Raw genomic sequence first — 17,965 nt, 5'->3', positions numbered from 1 at the left:
GTGACCGGCTAGTGTCCGCCGCTGCAGATGCCGAACACACAGATACTCGGGCCACCACCACGCGAGCCGGAACCGCCGCCTCCGTAGTCACCGGATCCCGAGCCGGGGTAGCCGCTGGAGCCGGGATATTGACTCGAACCCGAACCCGAACCGCTCGACCCCGGATAGTCGCTCGAGCCGGGGTACCCACTCGAGCCGCCGCCGCCGGGATACTGCGGGGACTGTTGCGGCGGATCATAGGGAACCTGCTGCGGCGGATCCTGTTGCGGCGGGCTCCACGGGGGCTGCCACGCCGGCCTCTGTGGTTGGTTGCGCCACGGCGGGACCCACGCCGGCGGTCGCTGCGGTGCGTAGACCGGCGGGTTGTAGACGGGCGGGTTGTAGATCGGCGGCACGACCGGGGCCGCGGGCACTGGGACAGGTGCGGCAGGTACGGGTGCCGGCGCGGCCGGAGCCGGAGCCAGAGCCGCCGCGGGCGCGGGGGCCGCGGGCTGCTCGACGAACACGGTCCGGGGTGCCTGTGCCGGGGCCTGCTGCACCACCGGCACGGGCGCCTTGATGGTCTCCGGCGGGGGCGCGGCAGGCGCCGGAGCCGGCGCGGGAGCGGCCGGGGCCAATTCCTGCGCCGGTGCGGGGGCGACCTGACTTGGGATGACCGGCGTCTCACCCGGGCTCGGCCGCTGGTCGACCGTCGGGCGGATGCTGACCGCCAGCGAGATCACGAGGGCGACGACGCCGACCACGAAGATCGAGGTCAGCGCACTGCCAACCAGCAGGAACGGCTTGTGGGATTCTTCCTCATAGGAGGGCTCGGGGTCGGGCTCCGGTATCTCGTCGGAATACGCCAGCAGATCCGAATACGCCTCGTCGGTACGAGCGGGTGCCATCTGTGTGGCCACGCCGGCCATTTGCGTGACCGCTCCGGCCAGCTCCGGGTAGGCGCTGGCGGCGGTGGTCCCGTCGCGGTCCTGCGAATAGGCGAGGCCCGCCGTCGATGCCTCCATCTCGGGTGCATGCGCAGACGCGAGCGCCGCGCCGCGGGCGAGGGCGAGCTCCGGTTCGTCCGGGGCGCTGACGGGCAGAGCCACCAGATTTTCAAGGTGGGCCTTCACCGCCGCGGCGTCGACGCCGGAGCCGACGATGAACAGGCCCTGCGGCGGCGCCTGCGCGGACTCGACGGACTTGGCCATCTCGGTGAAGACCGCCATCGCGTCGGAGTCGTGCAGATCGCGGCTGAGCACCTTGACAACCGACCCGTCTTCGGTCTGTACGACCGAGAGGGTGGCGGTGTCCTTCTCGATGAACAGCAGTGCGGTGGTGTCGTATCCGATGGCGCGGCCGACGGCCTGGGCGAGCGACGCAGCGGCGTGCGTCGCGGAGACGAGCATGACGTCCTCGATGCCGCGCGCCGCAAGAGTGTCCCGCAGTGCCGCGGCGTCGGAATGGTGCGTCCACGTCACGCCGATCGACTTCAGGTGATGACCGCTCGTCGCGGCGCTTTCCTGCGTTCCGAGCACCGCCGCGGCGACCTGGTCGGCCGGACTCGACGTTGCTGAGCCGTCGGCCCCCTTGATGTCGAAGACATCGTGATCGACGGTGACACCGTCGGCTTTTTCGCCCTCGACCAGCACCATGCGGACCGTTGTAGGTGTCATCGACACACCTAATACGATGTCCACTGACCCTCCAAAGTGTTTGCTACGCTGTCTAAGCTGCCGTTGCGCATTCGTTCCGCGCGAGCCGACAACTAGTTACTTCATCGCCTCTACCAGGGCGGCTGTTACAGCCAACCGCATTTGCTAGTGGCGGTGAAACGCTGGCCGGATCGCGACGGCGCGGATGCTCGCCGGCGCCGGTTTTCAAATCTACCCGCGTTCATGTAAACGCGAGTGCCTCGGTTCAACTTCCCGCTAGTTCGACTTGATGAAGTTCTGATACGACCGTGACGGCGTCGGTCCGCGCTGACCTTGATACTTGGAGCCGGCTTTCGCGCTGCCGTAGGGATTCTCCGCCGGACTGGTCAGCCGCAGTAGGCAGAGTTGGCCGATCTTCATGCCCGGCCACAGGGTGATCGGCAGGTTCGCGACGTTAGACAGCTCGAGGGTGATGTGCCCGCTGAAGCCCGGATCGATGAAGCCCGCGGTCGAGTGTGTCAGCAGGCCGAGCCGGCCAAGCGATGACTTGCCCTCGAGTCGGCCGGCGAGGTCGTCGGGAAGGGTGCACCGTTCCAGGGTCGAGCCGAGCACGAACTCGCCGGGATGCAGCACGAAGGGCTCGCCCTCCTTCGGCTCCACCAGGGTGGTGAGGTCGTCCTGGCGCACCGACGGGTCGATATGGGTGTAGCGGGTGTTGTTGAATACCCGAAACAGGTTGTCCAGCCGGACATCGACGCTTGACGGCTGCACCAGGCTCTCGTCGTATGGATCGATGCCAAGACGTCCCGCGGCTATCTCGCTGCGGAGGTCGCGATCGGAGAGCAGCACCCGACGAGCGTAACCGCTGGAGTGTTAGCCTTCGTGATCACCGGCACCAGCCGGGCAGGCCGATGTAGTTCAATGGCAGAACATCAGCTTCCCAAGCTGAATACGCGGGTTCGATTCCCGTCATCGGCTCCACGAATCCGCAGTTCGGCGGCATATTCCGCGACTGCCGACGCCCGTCAGAATTATCTTTTGACCGTCGTTTGACCGGGGCGCGGGGACAACCACTGCGAAACCGTTTGCCGGGCGCTGCGCGCGGGTGGCAGGTGTCGTACGTCTCCCGCACTTCGCTGCTTAGTTGTCGGCCAGGTATCGAGGGCACTCGAAATGCGGCTCAGATGGATTGGCTCGGGGTTGTGACGATCGGCACTTCTAACGCCCGTCTATGGGCTGCGTAGTCACGGAAGCCTCCCCCGTACTGGGGCGCTTTCAGGGTTGACCGCTATCCTCGCGCACCGTAATTGCCCAAGGCAGCGAGTACGGACACCGATGAAGGAGTCGCCTTATCGTGCAGGACCATCTCCCCGCGCGCGCAATCTCTCGATCGGTCCGTGTGTTGGGGCCGGTCGTCTTATTGGTTGCGTTGGCGTTGTACCTAGCCGCATATCTGCGGTGGCCCAGCCTGGCCAACCAGGTCGACCTGTTGGTGTACCGGTTCGGAGCAGTGCGCGCCTGGGATGGTCAAGACCTCTACTCGGTGGGGATGACCGGAGATTCACACACGATGCTTTTCGACTACACGCCATTCGCTGCGCTGTGCTTTCTCCCGCTGATCGGGTTGAGCCAGCCCGCCATTCTCACCCTTGGTCTTTTGCTGAACATTGCCTGCGTGGGTTACATCGTCCACCGGATGCTCAGTGCTGTAGGAATCACGACCGTAACCGGTCTGTGGGGGTTGACGGCGCTTCTGATGGCTCCGATCATCTGGCTGGAGCCTGTCCGGCTTTCGCTGCAGCTCGGCCAGATCAATTTGATCATGATGGCGATCGTCCTCGCTGATGTGCTGTCGCAACCGTCCCGCAGGTGGACTGGGATAGGTATCGGGATCGCCGCCGGGATCAAACTGACTCCCGCGCTCTTCATCATCTTTCTCGTCGCAACCGGGCGACGTCGCGAGGCAGTCATCGCTGGATTGACGTTCATCTCGACTATCGCCGTCGGTTTCGTTCTGCTGCCGGCCGATTCGAACGAGTTCTGGCTGCGGGGACGGTTTCACGATGTACGACGGATCTCCAGCGATCCTCTGGCGAACACCAGTCTGGCTGGACTACTCGCGCGGCTTAACTGGGTGACGCGGTGGGAGACCGCGGCCGCAGTCGTATTCGCGATCTTCGCCATCGCCATCGCCGCGGTGGCGTGGCGTCGCGGTCATTTACTGTTGGGCGTCGCCATCGCGGGGATGACCTCGGCCGCCGCTTCACCCTTCAGCTGGAGCCACCACTGGGTGTGGTTCGCACCGCTTCTTGTCCACCTCGGGCTTCTGGGGTTCGTACACCGTTCGCGCGTCGCGGCGCTGGCAATGTGGACGCTTGCGGCGATCTTCGGGGGGTGGTTCATCGCATCGCGAAGCTCGCCTCCACAAGCGGGTCTGATGTCCTTGCGCCACCCGGGGACGTGGAATCAGCTTCTTCCGGCGGCTTACCTTTTCGCGCTTACTATCGTGCTCATCTGCAGCGTGTACACATTCTGGCGGGCACGACAGCACCCAGCGGCCGCAAGGATCGGCATTGACGCGATGGTGGAGGGCAGTCGACCAAGAGCGAGCATCGGCCCGCTCTAACCGCGATCATTAGCCGTTGTCGGGTTTTCCTGGACGGCGGCGCTGCCCCAATCGACTATCCAAGCCGGTTCGCGGGTGTCACATGTTTCGCGGAACTCGCGGCCCTGCTCGTACCAGACGGCTTGGTAGCGCTTGACCGGCTTGCGTTGGACGCGCCGACCCGATTCACGAACGCGGATATGCATTTGACCCCTTCGCTTCGCCTTGTGGTTCGATCTCGGCGACGACGGGATGTTATTGGCGGTCAACGTAATACGGTTCACCTTGCCGGCTGAAGTCGATGGCAGTTATTCGACTGGCGCTAGGCCGATTCGCTTATTGGGAAGCGAGATCTCTATCCGCTCCAGGAGCGTTAGTCGTTGTCGGCTTCTGCCACTCGGCGGCTTATTGATTTGCCGTCGGGATCAGCGGTGGTCTCGCAAGTGAGACCCCACTACCGGTTGGCGCAGACCGCTCACCCGCCGGTCCTGCTCAACACCGGGAATCGACGGGAATCCCTCAGTTGCGCCATGTGGAGCGTGGCATCAGCGGCCTTGTGGTACAGGAAGATAGCGCTGCTTAGCGGCATGATCGCAGAGGCGAGGCCACCCGTGAACGGATATCGGCATCATTTCGAATGCGCGAACTCGGCGTCCCATCGATCCATGTTGTCTATCGCATTGTGAAACGGTGCCGGACCGATGCTTTCCTCTCCCGTGAACGGGCGGTCCATCACGACGATGAGGAAGAAGACCAGTCCCATCGACATCGCGAGCAACCCAATGATCCAGAAGCTGAAGCGGGACGGCGAAAGCACCGCAGTCGTCCCGATCGTCAACGCCGAGCCGATCAATACGACCATCCATAGCGTGAACGGAACCTTCGCGTCGGCGGCGTGAAGCCGCGTTCGACGCTCACTCAGGACATCGTTTGCCGCTGACCAGATCTCGGGCATGAGCGCGGCGCGACGCGGCGTATCGGGGTCGAGTTGGCCGACGGCATGAAACATTCGGTCGAACGCGTCCCACGCCTCGCTGCTTGATTGTCCCCGACGCATATCGGGCCATTCCACCGTCACGACGATGTCGGCGTACTGCCGGAGAGTCCCGCGTGCCTCTCGCGCTTGCGGGCTGTCGAACAGCGACAAGTCGCGCGCCAGTTGGCCGACGCTGTTGGATTCGTTGACCACGGCCGTTTCGGCCGCGCCGAACGACTGCCAGACTGATACAGCGACGAACGCGAGCAGCAGAGCATAGATGGTCGCGATGACGGTCAGGACGGCCATCGACACATTCGTCTCCGACTCGGTGAACGACCGCCGCCAGAGCCGGTGGATGAGAACGTATCCGGGGTAGACGAGCGCGAGGACCGTGCCGACGATGCACACGGCCATCAGCCAGTTCGGGAGGTGATAAAGAAACAGCATTGCGCGGGGGAGCGTATCAAGAGGCCGCCGCCTGGCGTGCCCATCTGGCCAGCAGACTCGAAAGCCGGTGACGCAACGAGAACCGGCCGTACTTCGACGCCTCACGCGGCCAGTCCGCTGATTTGAGCTGGAAACCGCTCTTATCGAGTCGGAGCGGCCCTTTGCGGGGATACTCGGATTGTCGTCTCGGAAACGAGAATCTGCGCCGTAACCGGAAGGTCCGAGATGCGTACCCCAGGACCGGATCAACAAGACGACAACCGCAACCGGGCGGCTGCCCGCTGGCGCAGCCCCTGGCTTATTGCGCGGATCTTATTGGTGCTTCTGCTGTCTGCCGCGCCGTTGCTGGCGATCTCGGCGCACGTGTTTGGGCTCGCACCACAGAACACCACGGCACTGCTGGTGATCTTCCCTCTCATCGTCGGGCTCGCAGTGCTGATCGCGTTCTCGCCGCATCGGATCGACATGGTCCTAGGGCGAGGACTTCTCGCGGGAATGGTGGCCTGCTTGTTCTATGACGCATTCCGACTCTTCTGCGTCCACGTCCTCGCACTGATGGACGATTTCATTCCAGTGATGGGGACGTGGATCACCGGCGGTTCGCATGGCGCGGCCAGCGCTGTGGTCGGCTACATGTGGCGCTACCTCGGTGATGGCGGAGGGCTTGGTGTCGCCTTCTTCGCCATCGCACTGGCCGTCGGCTTGGGTCGACGCTCGACGCGGCCCGTCAGGGTGGTTCTCGCTGCGGTCGGCTTCGCTGTCTTCGTGTGGGCAGGCCTGGTAGCGACGGTCGTATTGGCGCCGCGGGGCGAGGAACTGATGTTCCGCCTGACGATATCCACGCTTGCGGTCACACTGATCGGACACGTGATCTTCGGCCTCGTTCTCGGGCTCGGTTTTCTGCAAGCACGACGTGGATGGTATGGCCCGGAATTAGAATGGCCCCTTATTCTCTCGGTACCAACGCGGTTGAGAGCGCACAACGTCGCGCAGGCACATTCGCGCGCACATGGTCGCGTGGTGCGCACGGTCGAAGCCGACACGCCCAAGCCGCTCTGAGGCTGCCGGCCGAGCCTCTTCGGCTAACGGGGAGCTGAGAGAACCTGAACGACCTCGCTCAGCGGAGCAGGTGACGTCGCAATGTCGCCGACGAGCGGATGCGAAAGCTGCACGATGAGAAACGTGTTGGCGGCCACCAGCGCGCTCACGGTTGCCACCATCGGATAGTGCATGGCGGCATTCTCCACCCCGTAGATGATCGAGCAACCGAGGACCAGCCCACTCGTCAGGAAGATGACCACCCACAATGACCAAGGGGGTCCGGTGTCGGTGCTGGCGAGCATCACCCGTTCCGTACGGGCCTTGCTGAGGTCGTTCAGGTTGCTGAATGAGGTTGCCAGGAAAGCCTTTTGAGTGTCCGTGTGCGGCTTCACGTCCGTGTACGCGACATACAAGCGGTGCAGTGCCTCATCCGCATCGGAGACGCGCTGGCCGTTGGCCAGGAGGGGCCACTCGGCGATCGCCGCTTTCTCGTAGTCCAGCAGGCTGCGTCGGATCCGGTCGCCGTCGGCTTTGTCGAATACATAGATGTCCCTCGCCAGCTGCACGCCGGCCGCTCCCTCGCTTCGGGTCTCTTCATCCGCGACGTTGACCTGCCCCCACATCGCGGAAACGACGAAGCCGATGAAGAACGCGTAGACGAATCCCACGACGCCATACACGAATTTCGTGACGTCGTTATGGGCCCCATCCTTGAGCCGCGGGAACCGCTTTCGGACGTAGACCTGAACGAGAACCGATCCACCCACGATGAGAACGATGAGACCGGCTAGGAGCAGCCACGAGGGGACGTCGTTGACGAGCCAGCGGCTCACCGGCCACACTCCTCGTGCTTCGCCCTGCCGATGCCCGCATCGAGCGCGATCGTCGGCACCGTCCCACAAAGCCGCCAGGTCGACCTGTCCCCCGGTGGCGAGTCGCCCACGTCGTCCTCCTTCGACCGCACGATGATAATCGCTTACAACCGGAACTGAGTCAGAAACGAGAAGCACTACGCCACGGTGTCACCAGGAGATGATCTGCTGTAGCGCCACGGGTGGCCCCCCGGAGTCGCGCGCCGCGACGTCATTGCACCGATTGTTCTGAGTAGCCGCGGCGCAGCGCAAAGGGCTGCTAGCGTCTGCTGCAGCGTGTCGGCGTCTCTCGAGCAAACGGGAAGCCACCCTGGCTCCGCCGATGTCGAACGCAACGGATGACCGGGGGTTCATTGAGGAATGCCACCGGCGGTCCGCCCCGCCCGACGCAGGTGCCGCGGCCGACCACAGACCCGCAACGCTCTCGAGACCTTCTGCCGCAGTGGTGGTTTCGAATTGCTCCTTCCGGCGTGCGGTTCGTACACGCCGTTTCGTCGGCTCACCGACGTCTCACCATTCACGCGAGCCAGACTTCGGTGCAGGCGTGACACCGCCGGGGCGCGACGAGGCCCCTGAAACGGGTGTTGCTCAGCCGCTCGGTGCCACCGTCACTCCCACCGGTGTCAACTTTTCGGTGTATTCGGAGCATGCGACCGGTGTCACGCTCCTGCTCTTCGACTCGCACGAAGCGAGGACGCCCACCCGTGAAGTGACGCTCACCGCGCGGAATAACAAAAGCTTTCACTTCTGGCACTGTCACCTGAGCGGGGTGGGCCCCGGCCAGGTATATGCCTATCGGATGGACGGGCCGTTCGAACCCAGCAGCGCCGGCCTGCGTTTCAATCGCAACAAGGTGCTGATCGACCCGAATGCCTTCGGCCACATCGACAACCTCTGGGACCGGGAGACCGCAGTCGGGCCCGAGGACAACGTCGCCACGTCGATGCGAAGCGTGGTGATCGACCCGACCGGCTACGACTGGGAGGGCGACCGCCCGCTCAACACCCCGCTGACCGAGACCATCATCTATGAAGTACACGTACGGGGATTCACCAAGTCGCCCACGTCGAAAGTTGAGCATCCCGGTTCCTTTCGCGGCATAGTCGAGAAGATCCCGTACCTGAAGTCGCTGGGAATCACCGCGGTCGAACTTCTGCCGATCTTCGACTTCGACGAGTCGCAGGTCCTCCGCAGCGGGCCGACAGGTCAGTCCCTGACCAACTACTGGGGATACGACCCGTACTGCCACTGGGCCCCGCAGTCGACTTTCTGCATCTCCCCACACCTCGGCACGCATCTCGACGAGTTCCGCGACATGGTCAAGGCGCTCCACCGCGCCGGCATCGAAGTCATCCTGGACGTGGTCTTCAACCACACGGGCGAGGGAAATCAGAACGGGCCGACCATCAGCTTTCGTGGTCAGGCTAACGAGGCCTACTACATGCTCTCGAAAGACGACCGGCAGTACTACATGGACTACACCGGGGTGGGCAACACCTTCAATGCCAACCACCCGGTGGTCACCAAGTACATCGTCGAATGCCTGGAGTACTGGGTGCGCGAGCACCACGTCGACGGTTTCCGATTCGATCTCGGCTCGGCGCTGTCCCGTGGTCCTGACGGGGCCGAGATGGCCGTGCCACCAGTGCTGTGGAACATCGAGCTGTCCCGAGTCCTATGGGATGTCAAGCTCATCGCCGAGGCGTGGGATGCGGGCGGGCTGTATCAGGTCGGCCGGTTCCCCGGCAATCGTTGGTCTCAGTGGAACGGTCCGTTCCGGGACTGCGTGCGTAAAAGCGTCAAATCCGATCCCGGGCTCGTCGCCGCACTCGCGACACGTATCGCGGGCAGTAGCGACCTCTTCGGGCCCTCCGGTGAGAGACCAACCAACAGCATCAATTTCGTCACATGCCACGACGGCTTCACGCTCAACGACCTCGTCAGCTACGACGCAAAGCACAACGAAGCCAATGGCGAAGGCAACCGGGACGGCGCCGACGACAACAACAGCTGGAACTGCGGTTTCGAGGGGCCCACCGCGGATGGCGATCTGGAACGCCTCCGAGAACGTCAGATCCGTAACTTCGCCGCGATTTTGTTACTCAGCCGCGGTGTACCCATGTTCGTGGCAGGCGACGAGTTCCGCCGTACGCAGTTGGGCAATAACAATGCGTACTGTCAGGACAACGAGCTGAGCTGGATCGACTGGACCCTGGTAGAGCGGCACGCCGACCTGGTTCGGTTCTGGACGAAGATGATCGGCTTCCGCAAGCGGTTCCCCACCTTTCGCCAGCCGGATTTCTTCACCGGCGAGGTCAACGTGCGCGGACTCGCCGATGTGTCCTGGCACGGCAGCGATTTGGGCGAGCCCGACTGGCACGATCCCGGTTCTCAGGTGCTCTGCTTCACCCTCGCAGGACTAGAAGGCGCCGACGACGTTCACGTCATCCTCAACATGTCGTCACAGGGCATCGACTTCGCGCTGCCTGGCATCGGTGGTCGACGGTGGGCACGGGCCCTCGACACCACGCTCGCGTCCCCGGACGACATCGTCGATCCAGGTAAGGAAGTCGTCGTCGAATCCGATAAATATCGCGCTGGCGAACGCAGTGTCGTCGCCCTCATCTCACAAGAGGTTCAGTCATGAAGGACATGCCGTTCACGTTGTCGGACACCATCGCCGGATATGTCGTGTCATACGACGATGACGAAAACTCGTTCATCCTACGGACGACCGACGGGCGTGAATACCCTGTCCATCTCACCCCGGGCACGTTCGCGAGCGTCATCCGCAACTTCGGGGAGGACTATCACGATGCGGGCAGCCAATTCGAGGAACTCCTCTACCCGGGCCGCTACCTGTACGCCTACGGCATCTACTACCCGGAGAGCAGGGAACGCCGATTCGAGGTGAAGTCCATCATCTTCCCCGGTGTCGCCGGCCAGGAGTACATGTTCGAGAAACCCGACTGGTGGGTCAACCAGGCCCGGGCCGTGGCGGACTTCTACCTGCGCGGCCAATTCCCCGACCACAATTTCGATTGGCGCAACTACCGGACCAAACTGACGCTTTCCGGCACGCACACACCCGACTACGTCGCCCCCGACTTCCGTCAGGAGACCGACACCATATCCCGGATGGTGTACGGGTTGGCCACCGCCTTCCTCCTTACCGGGGAGGACCGCTTCCTCGAAGCGGCCGAGGGAGGCACTGAATATCTACGCAAGAACATGCGGGAGGTGCGGGCGGACGAGGGTGTGGTGTGCTGGTTTCACGCCATCGACGTCTCGCCGAAGGGCCAACGCAAGATCTCCGCCTCAGAGTTCGGCGACGACTTCGAAGCGATCGCGATGTACGAGCAGATCTACGCCCTGGCAGGTCCGACGCAAACGTATCGCGTCACGGGCGACCCACTGATTCTCGACGACATCGAGAAGACCATCGCACTATTCGATCGCTACTTCCGCGACCCCGATCAAGGTGGTTATTTCTCCCACCTGGAACCGGTGACCCTCGATCCACGTTCGGAATTACTCCGGCACAACCGCGCCCGCAAGAACTGGAACTCCGTGGGCGACCATGCACCGGCGTATCTGATCAACTTGCTCTTGGCGTTGGGTCGCAAGGAGCATGAGGACTTTCTGGCCACCACGGGTGAGACGATCGCCGCACGATTCCCCAACGAGGACAGCCCCTTCGTCCAGGAGCGGTTTCACGAGGACTGGACCTCGGACCGCCACTACAAGTGGCAGCAGGACAATGCGGTGGTCGGCCACAACCTGAAGATCGCCTGGAACCTCATGCGGATCAATAACATCCGTCCCAATGCGGCCTACGTCGAGATGGCCAAGAGAATAGCCGAGACCATGCCCGCCGTAGGCAGCGACCAGCAGCGCGGTGGCTGGTACGACGTCGTCGAGCGCACTCTCAAGCCCGGGCAGGCGTGGCATCGATTCGTGTGGCATGACCGAAAGGCGTGGTGGCAGCAAGAGCAGGCCATCCTCGCCTACCTAGTTCTGGCGGGCACGTTCGGGGACGGCGAGTACCTCCGGCACGGCCGCGAATCCGCGTCCTTCTACAACGCGATGTTCCTCGATCACGACGATGGTGGCATCTACTTCAATGTCCTCGCCAACGGGCTGCCCTACCTGGTAGGGGATGAGCGGCTGAAGGGCAGTCACTCCATGTCGGCCTATCATTCCATCGAGTTATGTTATCTCGCAGCGGTTTACACCAATCTGCTCATCCGCGACCAGGCCATGGAATTGCACTTCAAACCCAAGGCCTCATCGTTCCCCGACGGGATCCTGCGTGTGGCGCCCGACCTTCTTCCGGCGGGGCGAGTGATGCTGTCGAACGTGTGGGTGGACGACGAACCCTACGCGGAATTCGACAAGGTCAATCTCACCGTGAAACTACCCAAAGACAAAGCGGTACGCGTCCGGGTCAGGCTGGTGTCGACGAACTCCGAGTTCGATTCGCACGTCCTGCAGCGGGAAGGCGAGTACCACCTGACGCTGATAGGCAAGATTCCCAGGAAACGAGTCAACCAGTTGATCGCAGAACTCGAAAGGGCGCTGCTCGCCGATGCCACCCGACTGGTCCTGATAGTCAATGAGTTGGAATCGCTCTCCGAAGACGCCCTCAGCGCACTCTTCTTGTTCCGGTCCAAGGTGAAGTTGGAACAGGAGGTCGTCATCGTGGGCGCCAGTGACACAGTCATGAGCACCTTCACGAATGGTGATTCGTCGACTGGGGGAGAGTTCGTCTACCTGGAGACGCTCTGAACACGGGCCGGTGCGCTACGCGGTGTCTCTGGCCAGCATGTCGATGATCTTTCGGGCGAACAGGTGGAATACGGTGCCTGCACGTCCCGTGACGAGGTCACCGTCGACGACGACGTCTTCGTCGACGTAGATCCCCCCCATGTTCTTCACATCGCCGAACAGGTTGTTGTGAACCACCACACGCCGGCCACGGACGAGTTCCGGTGTCGGTGCCAGCAGCCACATTCCATGGCAGATGATGCCCTTCACAATGTCAGGTCGGGCGAACACACGCCGCATGAATTCTGTTGCGGGTGGCAGCTTCTCGACGTCGTCGGTGTAGCGGAGCCGATCCGACACCATCCCCGACGGCACGATGACGGCGGCGAACTGCCCCAGATCCTCGTCGCCGATGCCCTCGAAGGTCTCGTCGCAGCGCAACGGCGCCCGCAGTTCGTGCCCCTTGAACTCGATCGAGGGCTGTCCCCACAATCGGCTGAGGAAATGGGCTTCGGCCCCTTCCTCGGCGAAACGATGTTGGTAGTAATAGATTTCGGGCTCATAGAAGTCGTTCTCCACGAGGATCGCGATCTTTCTGCCTTCCAGCCTCATCGAGGCTCCCTCCTTCCGGAGGCGGATGGCACCCTCCGATTCTGCGCCTCCGGTCGAATCGGGGGCTGTCTCAACTCGGCTGTGGCAATTGGCCCTGCACCATCTTGATGACCGCGTGCAGAGGCTCGGGCGTCGGGGCGAACACGCCGAGGTAGGGGTATGCCAGTTCGATGACGAGGAAGAGGTTCGCGGCGACGAGGACGCTGACCGCCGTGACCACCGCGTAATGCCATCGCTGCTGCTTCGCGCCGAAGGCGACGGCGAAAGCGAGAACCAGCCCACTGCTCAGAAAGATCACCGCCCATAACGCAAGCGGCGGGCTGAATCCCGCGTCTGCCGACAGCAGCCGCTCCGTGCGCGCGTCGCTCAACTCTTTCAAGGCGCGTAGCGCGCTCATCAAGACCACCCGTTGCCGGTCGTCGCGTGGCTTGACATTCTGGACCGCGCTGTACAGGCCGGCCAAGGCGGTCTCCGCCTCCGGCGTCGGACGGCCGTTGGCCGCTTGCGGCCACTCGGCAAGTGCTGCTTGCTCGTATTCCATCAGGCTCTGCCGGATCCGGTCACCATCGGCCCTGGCGAAGACGTTGAGTTCCCGGGTCATGGAGATCGCGGCGGTCCCCTCCGTGCGGGCCCACTCGTCCTCGGTTGCCAGCTGGCTCAACAGGAACGCGACGATGAACCCGATGAAGAACCCGTAGACGGGACCAACCACGGACATTCCGACGTTTGTGACGTCGTTGTGCTTGCCCTCGGCGAGACCGGGGAAGCGACGCCGGACGAACGTCAGGCCGGCAATCGTCGCGGCACAAATACAGGCGACGAGGATCACCAAGAACAGTGTCGACGGAATGTTGGTGACGATCCACCGGACCACTGCTTCACACCTCTCGGCAAACGCCCCAGCAGACTCGACAGCCGCTTAGCTGCGCCTCGCTCATGTGGCGGCTGAAGTGCGACGAGCATAACGCAGCCATAACCGCGATTGCGCAAATCACCGTCATCACTTCGAGATCCGTTGCAGTGCGCGCGATCGTGTCGCGCGTCGATGAACGCGGGTTGACGTCGGCTACCCCTCGAACGGCGAGTGGTCTCTGCGGCAGCCGGTGCCGCTCGGTGGCAACACGCCGGTGAACAGGTAATCGCGTTTGACGCGTTCGGTGCAGGTGCTCGCGACGTACATGCTGGTGTGCCCCGCGCCTTCTGTCACCACCACGCGGGCTTCAGACAGCTGGGACGCGCCTGCGTACGCTCCCGGCAGCGGCGTGGCCGGGTCGTTCCTCGTGTTGAGCACCAGAATTGGCGCCGAGGTCCGACGATTCCATGGGCCGGTATAGCGGTCAGGGTCGTAGCCCTGCCAGAAGGCGCACGGCATCACGTCGAAGACGGAGATGCGCCCGAAGTCCGGGGTTGATTCATCGGCCGTTAACGCTGCCCGACTATAGCTGGAGGGATCCGTCGGCACCGTACTGTCAACGCACTGGATGGCGTCGTAGGCTTCTTCGCGGTTGCTCAGGTAGGGTTCTTCGACGTCGGTTTCGGGAGGTCCGCTGCCGGTGACGGCGTCGAGCAGTTCTGGTGCTGCGGTACCGGTGTCAGAGAGTTCCTGCAGCAACTGGGCAAGCTGCGGATAGGTGGACGGCTTCGCCAGCGTGGCGACGACCATCTCCGGAACGGTCCACATGTGGTCCTCGACCAGAATCGTTGTGGTGCGGGTGTGTTCGGCCAACGCTGCCCATTTGACCACGGGATCCCCATGCGAGAAGGCACATCTCGGGCCAGCCGCCCGACAATCCCTCAAGAACTGGTCGAATGCCGCCTCCGTGCCACTGGCGACGTCTTGCCGGGTGTTCAACGGGACCGTGGTGCCCTCTGAGCCGTGACCGTTGGCGTTGCCGTCGAAGTCGATTGATCCGTCGAGGACCATCGCTCGCACGCGACCGGGAAACAAGTTGGCGTAGGTCGCACCCAGCACAGAGCCGTAGGACATCCCGTGGTAGCTCAATGCCGGATCATCGACGGCGCGTCGCAACAACTCGAGATCGCGGGCGGTGTTCGCAGACGAGACATGGTCCAGAATCGGGCCGGCCTGCTGTCTACAGCGGTTGGCGAGTTCGCCGGACCAGGCGAACAGTTTCTGCTCACCGCCGGTATCGACCGGCAGCCCCGGACTCGGTCCGAGGAACTGCGACTGTTCGGCCGCGTTGGAAAAGCACCGCACCCCTGCGCTACGCGACACCCCCCGTTGATCCCACGACACGAGGTCGAATCGCGACCGCAGTTCGTCGGAGAACAGCCACGGCCACCTCGCGCGCTGACGAAGCCTGTCAACGCCGGATTGACCGGGCCCCCCGAAGTTGATGAACAGGGTTCCGATCCGCTTGCTCGGATCGGGCGCGGCAAGTTTGATCACCGCGAGAGTTATTTGCACGTCACCGGGGCGGTGATAGTCCAAAGGGACTTGTGCTGTCGCGCAATCGAATCCATCAGCACACTCGACCCAGTCCAAGGTGGGCGTGTCCGCCGCTTCGGCTAGCTGATCGACATAGGTGTCAGGTGCGCTGGTGTCGGCGACGGTGGGCGCAGGCACCACCGTGCCTGCAGCGACCATGATGGCCACCGCCAGCAGGATTGCGCGACCTGAGCGAGATGAGTTCACTGGCTGCCACGAGATCTTGTCAGTCCGAAGCGGGCGGGATGCTCTGCTCGAAATTGAACACGTTGGTGGGGTCGTACCTCGCCTTGATGCCGCGTAGCCGCTTGACATTGGGCCCCCAGTAAGCCTTCTCCCAGTCCGACATACCGACGTTCGGCACGTTGACGTATGCGCCGTTCACATAGGGCCGCAACGCCTGGCTGAATTCAGCAATCCACGCCTGCGCCGTAATGGTGACGGGGTCGTTGTGAGCCGGCACCCCGCCGCCCCTAGTCCCCCAGCCGGCGCCTATTTCGCCATAGAAGTTTGCGGCCCGGTGCGCATATGCTGAGCCGCCGGAAGGCTCGCTGACTTTGACCCTGCCCCCGAACGGTTGGATGAAGTAATTGCAATCGGGTGATGGGGCCTTCGCCATGAAAGACCTGACGATGTCGATCGCCTCAGCCGGGAACGACTCGGTGATGTACTGCGAGAAGAACTTCAAGTTCGCGGGCTCCCGCGGTGTCGGAATCTGGAAGCCAGAGTAGATCTCGGCCCAGGGCCCAATTTTCACCGCCACTTCCGGCTTGCCGATCGACAGAAGCGGCGCCAACAGTTGCCTCGCCTCCGCTTCCGTCCCCGATGCGAGAACTCCGAAGAGAAGGACCGAGTCGGGGTGGACCTCCATCTGGCTGGTGAGACGATCGTCGGTATTCGGCGCCGACGTCTGCCAGGCGTCGAACACGGCCTGCACATTGTTGAGTCCCGGCCACGTTGCGGTCACGTAAGCGACCTGCGGCAGCGGATGCACCTTATAGGTCAGCGAAGTGACGATCCCGAAATTCCCATTTCCGGCTCCACGCAGAGCCCACATGAGATCCGGATCGTTTTTCTCGTCAACGGAGATTGCCTTAGCCCCATCGGCACCCGATCCGACGACGATTTCGGCCGCCATCAGATTGTCTGAGGCCATGCCGAAGGGACGGCTGAGCAGGCCGAAGCCGCCGCCGAGCGTAGCGCCCACCAGGCCGACGGTGCCCTCGGTTCCCGTTGGTGCCGCAAGGCCTTCCTTGCCGAGCGCTGTCACCGCTTCCATCTGGTTGAGACCGGCGCCGACGATCGCCGTGCCGGCGACCGTGTCGATCTTGGCGCCTTTCATCTCGCTGACGTCGATCACGATGCCGTTGTCTACGTTGTTCCAACCTTCGAGGCAGTGGCGGCCACTGCGCACGCGAAGAGCGACGTCGTTCTGTCGCGCCCACGTCAGGGCGTTGACCACGTCGCGAGTCTCCTGGGCGAAAACGATCACCATGGGGTAGTGCGTGAAGAGCTGATCCCAGCCGGCGCTGGACGTTACGTAGTTCGGGTCGCCGGGACGAACGAGACGGCCAGTCAGTTTCGCCGGCGGACTCTTCTCAGCGACGGGGTCGGTACTCGAAGACGTGGCTCCGGAGGACGAATTCGAACCGCTCGGCTCTGTGGACTTGGAAGACGAGTCCGTGCTGCACGCTGCGACGCCCATCAGGGCTGCGGCCGCGCCGGTTGTGCCGCTGACTATGAGGAGGTTACGGCGCTTGAGGGTCATGGCGCGCACGGTATCAAGATCTCGAGGCCGAATTTTCAAGTTGCCGAGATTGATTCATGTTCCGCTCTGCGTTGTCTCGCATGTTCAGTGTCGAGCTCGGTACACCTCTCGACGGAGAAGGGCTTCGGAACTTATTGGCATAAAACGCGATTCGCATCTGCTGATCGCCACAGCAGGACAAGAAGCACGCGGAGTTTCCGGACCCCTCGCCATTCTTCACATTCGGCTCCACTCGGGAAGCAGCCGTGAAAGGATTGTCACGCACCGCGATCCCGCCGGGCGGTCGTGGGTCACGGCCAGCCCAAAGGAATCCGATTATGCGAACGACGATGACCGGTATCGGCGACCCTCCCTTGATCTTCGTGCACGGGTTCGCCTGCGATGGCACGGATTGGCAGGCTCAGCGCGAGTCGCTCGAGAAGAAGACCACCGTCATCGTGTGCGAGTTGCCCGGGCATGGATTTAGCCCAGGCACATCGGCTGAATGCACCATCGAGGCATACGGCGCTGCGGTAGCGAAAACGTTGAGGGAACTGCCGTCGCGGCCGGCAATCCTCGTGGGCCACAGCATGGGGTGCCGTGTGGTCCTGGAGGCCAACCGGGTGCAGTCCGACGCCGTGGCCGGGCTGGTACTCGTGGACGGCAGCCGAATCAGCAGCGGTGATCCCATCGCGGCGGAGCAGGCCATGGCCGATGAACTCGCAGGGGACGGCTACCGGCGTTTCGTGCGACAGTTCTTCGAATCGATGTTCTTCCCTTCGAGCAACCCCGCTCTCGCCATGGCGATCGTC

The 17,965-nt window shown here is 63.1% G+C and carries 13 protein-coding genes and 1 tRNA gene; 6 read left to right on the top strand and 8 right to left on the bottom strand.

Annotated features, from left to right (window positions below):
* Window positions 1-8 precede the first annotated feature (8 nt).
* Together QOC76_RS16530 and dcd are read right to left on the bottom strand one after the other, a co-directional pair.
* Window positions 9-1,679: a DUF7159 family protein gene (locus QOC76_RS16530; RefSeq protein WP_526358214.1), complete on the bottom strand. Its 1,671-nt coding sequence runs from the start codon at window positions 1,677-1,679 to the stop codon at window positions 9-11.
* Window positions 1,680-1,910: 231 nt separating this feature from the next.
* Window positions 1,911-2,483, bottom strand: coding sequence for a dCTP deaminase (gene dcd / locus QOC76_RS16525; RefSeq protein ID WP_526358212.1), 573 nt, complete (start codon window positions 2,481-2,483; stop codon window positions 1,911-1,913).
* 58 nt (window positions 2,484-2,541) lie between these two features.
* Here dcd and QOC76_RS16520 point away from each other — a divergent pair.
* Window positions 2,542-2,615: transfer RNA gene (locus tag QOC76_RS16520), tRNA-Gly, on the top strand.
* Between the two features lie 373 nt (window positions 2,616-2,988).
* A complete protein-coding gene (locus QOC76_RS16515) occupies window positions 2,989-4,260 on the top strand; it encodes a glycosyltransferase 87 family protein (protein ID WP_526358210.1) in 1,272 nt (423 codons plus the stop codon).
* Window positions 4,261-4,867: 607 nt separating this feature from the next.
* Here QOC76_RS16515 and QOC76_RS16510 read toward each other — a convergent pair.
* Entirely contained in the window at window positions 4,868-5,665 is a 798-nt protein-coding gene (locus QOC76_RS16510) for a bestrophin-like domain (RefSeq protein ID WP_526358208.1), read from the bottom strand.
* A 318-nt stretch (window positions 5,666-5,983) separates the two neighbouring features.
* Here QOC76_RS16510 and QOC76_RS16505 point away from each other — a divergent pair, with 318 nt between their 5' ends.
* Window positions 5,984-6,724 carry a hypothetical protein gene (locus QOC76_RS16505; RefSeq protein WP_526358206.1) on the top strand — a complete coding sequence of 247 codons (741 nt, stop codon included), beginning with the start codon at window positions 5,984-5,986 and terminating at the stop codon, window positions 6,722-6,724.
* Between the two features lie 23 nt (window positions 6,725-6,747).
* Here the strand turns inward: QOC76_RS16505 and QOC76_RS16500 are convergent, their stop codons facing one another.
* Complete coding sequence (locus QOC76_RS16500) at window positions 6,748-7,539, bottom strand: bestrophin-like domain (RefSeq protein ID WP_526358204.1); 792 nt, start codon at window positions 7,537-7,539, stop codon at window positions 6,748-6,750.
* A gap of 583 nt (window positions 7,540-8,122) precedes the next feature.
* Here QOC76_RS16500 and glgX point away from each other — a divergent pair.
* Complete coding sequence (gene glgX, locus QOC76_RS16495) at window positions 8,123-10,225, top strand: glycogen debranching protein GlgX (protein ID WP_526358202.1); 2,103 nt, start codon at window positions 8,123-8,125, stop codon at window positions 10,223-10,225.
* Window positions 10,222-12,366 carry an AGE family epimerase/isomerase gene (locus tag QOC76_RS16490; RefSeq protein WP_526358200.1) on the top strand — a complete coding sequence of 715 codons (2,145 nt, stop codon included), beginning with the start codon at window positions 10,222-10,224 and terminating at the stop codon, window positions 12,364-12,366. The genes glgX and QOC76_RS16490 overlap by 4 nt, the downstream gene beginning before the upstream one ends.
* A 15-nt stretch (window positions 12,367-12,381) precedes the next feature.
* Here the strand turns inward: QOC76_RS16490 and QOC76_RS16485 are convergent, their stop codons facing one another.
* The 4 genes from QOC76_RS16485 to QOC76_RS16470 all read right to left on the bottom strand — a co-directional run bounded on the left by QOC76_RS16485 (window position 12,382) and on the right by QOC76_RS16470 (window position 17,174).
* Window positions 12,382-12,957: a DJ-1/PfpI family protein gene (locus QOC76_RS16485; RefSeq protein ID WP_526358198.1), complete on the bottom strand. Its 576-nt coding sequence runs from the start codon at window positions 12,955-12,957 to the stop codon at window positions 12,382-12,384.
* A gap of 70 nt (window positions 12,958-13,027) precedes the next feature.
* Window positions 13,028-13,831, bottom strand: a complete 804-nt coding sequence (locus QOC76_RS16480; protein ID WP_526358196.1) for a bestrophin-like domain — start codon at window positions 13,829-13,831, stop codon at window positions 13,028-13,030.
* Window positions 13,832-14,023: 192 nt separating this feature from the next.
* Window positions 14,024-15,565 carry an alpha/beta fold hydrolase gene (locus tag QOC76_RS16475; RefSeq protein ID WP_526358234.1) on the bottom strand — a complete coding sequence of 514 codons (1,542 nt, stop codon included), beginning with the start codon at window positions 15,563-15,565 and terminating at the stop codon, window positions 14,024-14,026.
* A gap of 67 nt (window positions 15,566-15,632) precedes the next feature.
* A complete protein-coding gene (locus QOC76_RS16470) occupies window positions 15,633-17,174 on the bottom strand; it encodes an FAD-binding oxidoreductase (protein ID WP_526358194.1) in 1,542 nt (513 codons plus the stop codon).
* A 317-nt stretch (window positions 17,175-17,491) separates the two neighbouring features.
* Between QOC76_RS16470 and QOC76_RS16465 the strand changes: the two genes are divergently transcribed.
* The coding region (locus QOC76_RS16465) for an alpha/beta fold hydrolase (RefSeq protein ID WP_526358192.1) at window positions 17,492-17,965 on the top strand (474 nt) is incomplete at its 3' end.

Origin of the sequence: Mycobacterium sp., assembly GCF_032159565.1 — a bacterium.
Lineage (GTDB): Bacteria > Actinomycetota > Actinomycetes > Mycobacteriales > Mycobacteriaceae > Mycobacterium.
This window is presented reverse-complemented; position numbering and strand designations above follow the sequence as displayed.

What these genes read in the sequence shown, in the direction of transcription:
- QOC76_RS16475 (WP_526358234.1), bottom strand. Translation starts at nt 15,565, where the DNA reads ATGGTCGCTGCAGGCACGGTGGTGCCTGCGCCCACCGTCGCCGACACC.
- QOC76_RS16485 (WP_526358198.1), bottom strand. Translation starts at nt 12,957, where the DNA reads ATGAGGCTGGAAGGCAGAAAGATCGCGATCCTCGTGGAGAACGACTTC.
- QOC76_RS16490 (WP_526358200.1), top strand. Translation starts at nt 10,222, where the DNA reads ATGAAGGACATGCCGTTCACGTTGTCGGACACCATCGCCGGATATGTC.
- QOC76_RS16470 (WP_526358194.1), bottom strand. Translation starts at nt 17,174, where the DNA reads ATGACCCTCAAGCGCCGTAACCTCCTCATAGTCAGCGGCACAACCGGC.
- QOC76_RS16510 (WP_526358208.1), bottom strand. Translation starts at nt 5,665, where the DNA reads ATGCTGTTTCTTTATCACCTCCCGAACTGGCTGATGGCCGTGTGCATC.